The 5,206-nt window shown below is 47.3% G+C and carries 2 protein-coding genes and 1 pseudogene; all 3 read right to left on the reverse strand.

Features of this window, described 5'->3' with window-relative positions:
• Positions 1-296 precede the first annotated feature (296 nt).
• Positions 297-1,532, reverse strand: a complete 1,236-nt coding sequence (locus QZZ43_RS04940) for a TolC family protein (RefSeq protein ID WP_291856815.1) — start codon at positions 1,530-1,532, stop codon at positions 297-299.
• 93 nt (positions 1,533-1,625) lie between these two features.
• Positions 1,626-3,725 carry an efflux RND transporter permease subunit gene (locus tag QZZ43_RS04945; protein ID WP_367221263.1) on the reverse strand — a complete coding sequence of 700 codons (2,100 nt, stop codon included), beginning with the start codon at positions 3,723-3,725 and terminating at the stop codon, positions 1,626-1,628.
• 192 nt (positions 3,726-3,917) lie between these two features.
• Positions 3,918-5,183 (reverse strand): annotated as a pseudogene (locus tag QZZ43_RS04950) (efflux RND transporter permease subunit); the annotation flags it as partial.
• Positions 5,184-5,206: the final 23 nt, after the last annotated feature.

Consider the following 5,206-nt stretch of genomic DNA (forward strand, 5'->3'; position numbering starts at 1 on the left):
AGACGCCCGATCGGGCGTCTGTACTTCCCCGGAGCCGCCAAAGATCAGCCAGCCCAGTAAAAGTCCGGCTACCAGGGCCACTCCAATGATGATGATATTTTTTTTATTTGTGTTCATGATGTTTAGTTTTTGTCGTTTTTTATGGTTGAATAGTTAAAAGGTGTGATGGTGGAAGGGTTTGCGGATGCATTATCATGGCAGCTCCCCTTATAGAGGTTGGGCTGATAATTTACGTCATGCTCTATCCTCATGCCCTCTGCCGTTCAACCACTTCACCTTTCCACTGTCCTGCCTTTTTACCTTTTTCCCAATACATATTCCATTCTGGCTACCGCCGTTTTGTACCGACTTATGGCTTCTGCCTTTTTCTTTTCATATTTCAGCAGTTCTTGTTGCATTCGCAAAACCTCTTCAAATTCTTTTCCGGAGTTGGCATAAGAGGTGGTCAGTAACTTCAATGTCTGCCGGGTTGTTCTTATCTGGTCGTTGTAAAGGTCAATGAGCTGATTCTGTTTGTTGATATCGAACCATACCTCCTCATATGTTGAAACCAGATTGTTAGAGAACTCCTCTTTCTGAAGGGCTATACTTTCCTGCTTTAACTGAGCCTCCTTAACAGCCGAATTGTATTTTTTTCGGAAAATAGGGATGGAAACCGAGACCATCGGCATAATAACATCCTGTCCGTTGTTTTCAACCTGCATGTCGGTGCGTTCACCCACCGCTACATAATCAAGTCCGATTCCAAATTTTGGATAGCCGTTTTTTCTGGCAGCTGCTTCTGCTGCCTCATCCGACTGACGCATCAGCTCCAGCTTTTTCAGTACGGGGTGCTGCGCCATAAGTGAATCTTTATTCTGATGCTCTGGAAGTGAATCCTTCCGGGTAACCAAATCAATGGTTACTTCTTCATCTGCCGGTCTGTTCAGTAACTTATTGAAGGTGGTGACCAGCGGTTTTTCCTCTTTATTAAGGATATCCAGATTGGTGGATGCATCTTTCAGCATGATGTCCACCCTAAGCACATCAACCATAGAGCCTTTATCGTTTTCAAAGTTGCGCGTGGAAATGTTCTTGTACGATTTGAGAATTTCGATATTTTCCTTCTCAATTTGTCTCCATTCCCTGAGTTTGTAGATGGGAAAATAAGCTGCAGCCACCCGATAGTAAAGTTGGTTGCGTGCATCTACAAATTCCTGGAATTTAGCTTCTGCGGCTAATGCAGCTGCATTCTCTTTAGCTTTAAGAGTCCCGAACCACGGGAACATCTGAGCAAGCGAGAATTTTGCTTTTTGTGGCCCGAGTCGTGTTTCTACGGGAGAAACAAAATACCCGAATGAAAAGGTGGGATCGTCCAGTGAACTCACCTGCGGGACACGCTCCAGGGCTGCCTCAAACTCCTTGTATTTGGCCTGAAGGCCGGGATTGTTTTCAGCGGCTGTGGCGAAATAGGTTTGCAGGGATTGGGCGGTGGTGTTGGGGCCCAACCAAACGAAAAATGCCAGGATTAATATGATGTGTTTTTGTTTCATTTTTTTTGTTTTTATCTGTAGAGACGCCCAATTGGGCGTCTCTACCATTTGCGTTGTTTGGTTTAATAGACGCCCAATTGGGCGTCTCTACCATTAATTTCGGATTTTTCGTTCTTCACGTAAACTATACAACACAGGTACCACAAAATAGGTGATTGCCGCTGCCATCATACCACCAAACGCGGGAATGGCCATGGGAATCATAATATCGGCACCCCGGCCTGTGGAGGTAAGGATAGGCAACAACGCTATGATGGTGGTGGCTGATGTCATTACCGCAGGCCGAATGCGTTTCTCTCCGGCTTCGGTCACGGCCAAGCGGATGGCTTGCAGACTTTCTGGCTTTTTGCGACGGAAGCTCTGGTCGAGATAGGTTCCCATTACCACACCATCGTCGGTTGCAAGTCCGAATAAAGCAATGAACCCTACCCAAACGGCCACACTTAGGTTGACCGTCTGCACCTGAAACAGATCGCGCATATTGGTTCCAAAAATGGAAAAATCCGCAAACCAGCCTTGTCCGTATAGCCAGAGCATGATGAAACCTCCACTGAATGCCATGGCGATTCCGGTAAAAATCATCATAGAAGTGGTTATTGATTTAAACTGAAAGTACAGAATCAGAAATACGATGATCAGTACCAAAGGAACGATTATGGAGAGCCTTTTTTCGGCCCTTACCTGGTTTTCATAATTCCCCGAAAATTTGTAACTCACACCTGCCGGGACGGTCAACTCACCGCTGTCAATCCGGTCCTGGATGGTTTGCTGGGCATCATTTACCACATCTACCTCGGCATATCCGTCACGTTTGTCGAAAAGCACATAACTGGTCAGGAATGTCTCCTCGCTTTTTATCATCTGAGGGCCCCGCACATATTCAATGTCAATCACTTGTTTCAGTGGAACCTGTGCTCCGGTGGGGGTATTTATCAGAATATTTCCCAGTGTTGCGGGGTCATTGCGCAGCTCTCTGGGATACCGTACCCTTACAGGAAAGCGTTCGCGTCCCTCCACCGTTGTGGTGATGTTCATTCCTCCGATGGCAGTTTCGATGGTTTGCTGCACATCCTCAACATTGAGACCGTAGCGGGATATGGCCTCACGGTTGATGTTTAGATGAATATAGGGTTTTCCGATAACCCGGTCGGCAAAGGCAGCTTCGGCTTTTACCGATGGCACCTCTTTGAGTATTTCCTCGAGTTTCATGCCGAAAGCTTCAATGGTTTCCAGGTCGGGTCCATAGACTTTTATTCCCATGGGTGCCCGCATGCCTGTCTGAAGCATTACCAGGCGGGTTTCTATGGGTTGCAGCTTAGGGGCTGAGGTAACTCCGGGTATCTTAGCTACTTTCACAATCTCATCCCAAATATCGTCCGGGCTGTGAATGTGCTCACGCCAGTTGCGGAAATATAACCCGTCCTCATCGGGGATGAGGTCTTCTTTGGTAATGCCTTGTTCCAGGGCTTCCTGGTTGGTAATGGTGTCATGATCGGCAGTGATGAAACGGTCGTCACTGTCTGTTCTGAAACGGACGCGGTGTCCGCGTTTGCCCAAAGCGTATTCCGGTTTATAGTTGATCACATTCTCGTACATGGATATTGGCGCAGGATCGAGGGCCGACTCCACACGCCCTAGTTTGCCCACAGTGAGTTCCACTTCCGGAATGTTGGAAATCAGCATGTCCAGTTGTCCCAACACCTTTTGGTTGTATTCAACACCTGAGTGAGGCATGGATGTAGGCATCAGCAAAAAGCTTCCTTCATCCAGCGCAGGCATAAACTCTTTGCCGATTCCAGGGAGTGTATGCGTCAGTCCCGACCAGACTGAAGTAGTTCGTACATTAACACCAACCTTTTCGAAACCATTGGCCACAAACCCGAAAACGGAGTTGAATCCCAGCCAGATGGTAATTCCGAATATCATCAGGATGCCGGGAATCATCAGGAACGTCTTTTTGTTTTCAAGTGTCCAGGTGAGAATGGGTTTGTAATAACGTTGTAGAATTGTGAAGAACCCCAGAATTACTGAAATCAGTATGGCTACAAAAAGGATATTGAGCGCCACACTTTTTGCAGGGCCCAGAGGCAGCCAGTAGGTTGCCAGAATCCAGGTTACAGCGAGCAAGGCCACCACCAGTTCGGCATTTTGCAGCAAATGGTGATACCACCTGCGGTCGTCACGGTCGGGCATATCGTAATAGAGTTTGGCAAACCCGGTTGCCCCAAAGAGGAGAAGAACCGTTCCGCCCCATACAGCTCCGAAAATTAAAGCCACAATGCCAATTACTATTAAGATTCCATTGCCCCAAAGCGATGTTTTACGGTTTTTGATTTTCAATCCGAAAAACCAATGAGCCAGTGTGGGCAGAAACAACAGGGATACAATGAGAGCCGCTATAAGTGCGAAGGTTTTGGTAAAGGCGAGTGGTCCAAACAGCTTGCCCTCGGCCGCTTGCATTGTGAAAACGGGAATAAAGCTGACAATGGTGGTTGACACAGCAGTAAGAATAGCCGATGACACCTCAGCGGCTCCATTGTAAACCGTAGTAATGAGCTTTTGACCGGGTGGGGCATCATCAATGTGTTTGACGACATTCTCTGACAGGATAATGCCCAAATCGACCATGGTTCCTATGGCAATGGCAATTCCCGAAAGGGCCACAATGTTGGCATCCACGCCAAAGTAGCGCATTGCAATAAAAACCATCAGCACCGCAATGGGCAAAAGACTGGAAATCATTAGCGATGCCCGAAGATTATATATCATTACAATGATGACCAGTATGGTAATGAGAATCTGCAGGGATAATGCTTCTTCCAATGTTCCCAGGGTTTCATAAATCAGCTCTGACCGGTCGTAAAAAGGCACTATGGTGAGTTGACTTTCGGTACCATCGGCCAGTGTTTTGGTTGGCAGTCCGGTGCCGATTTCCTTTATTTTTTCTTTTACATTGTTGATGACTTCCAGCGGATTGGCGCCGTAACGTGCCACCACAACACCTCCTACTACTTCGGCACCATCCTTGTCGAGTGCTCCCCTGCGGGAGGCAGGGCCCAGAGAAACCCTGGCCACGTCTTGTATGCGAACAGGTATATTGTCGTGTACATCAACCACCGCTTTTTCGATATCTTCAACGGTTTTGATGTAGCCAATTCCGCGAACCAGATATTCGGCCTGGTTGATTTCTACCGTTTTGGCCCCCACATCGCGGTTCGATTTCTTAACCGCCGTCATTACTTTGTGCAATGGTATATCTTATGCTTTGAGCGCATTGGGGTCAACATCTATTTGATATTCTTTGACAAAGCCCCCAATTGATGCTACTTCCGATACTCCGGATGCCGCATTCAGTCCGTATTTTACATAGTAGTCCTGAACCGTACGAATTTCGTGTAAGTCCCAGCCTCCGGTGGGATTTCCCTCTTTGTCGCGCCCCTCAATGGTGTACCAATAGACTTGTCCCAGAGCCGTAGCATCAGGGCCCAGCGTAGGCTGAACATTCTCAGGAAGCAGGCTTGACGGAATGGAACTGAGCTTTTCCAATATTCGGGAACGCGACCAGTAAAATTCGATGTCTTCCTCGAATATGATGTAAATGCTTGAAAACCCGAAAATGGAGGAGCTTCGAATGCTTTTAACACCCGGAATACCTAAAAGATAAGTGGTAAGCG

Source organism: Marinilabilia sp. (assembly GCF_016278715.1).
Lineage (GTDB): Bacteria > Bacteroidota > Bacteroidia > Bacteroidales > Marinilabiliaceae > Marinilabilia.

Coding starts and splice junctions, on each gene's coding strand:
- QZZ43_RS04940 (WP_291856815.1), bottom strand. CDS start 1,532: ATGAAACAAAAACACATCATATTAATCCTGGCATTTTTCGTTTGGTTG.
- QZZ43_RS04945 (WP_367221263.1), bottom strand. CDS start 3,725: ATGCCCGACCGTGACGACCGCAGGTGGTATCACCATTTGCTGCAAAAT.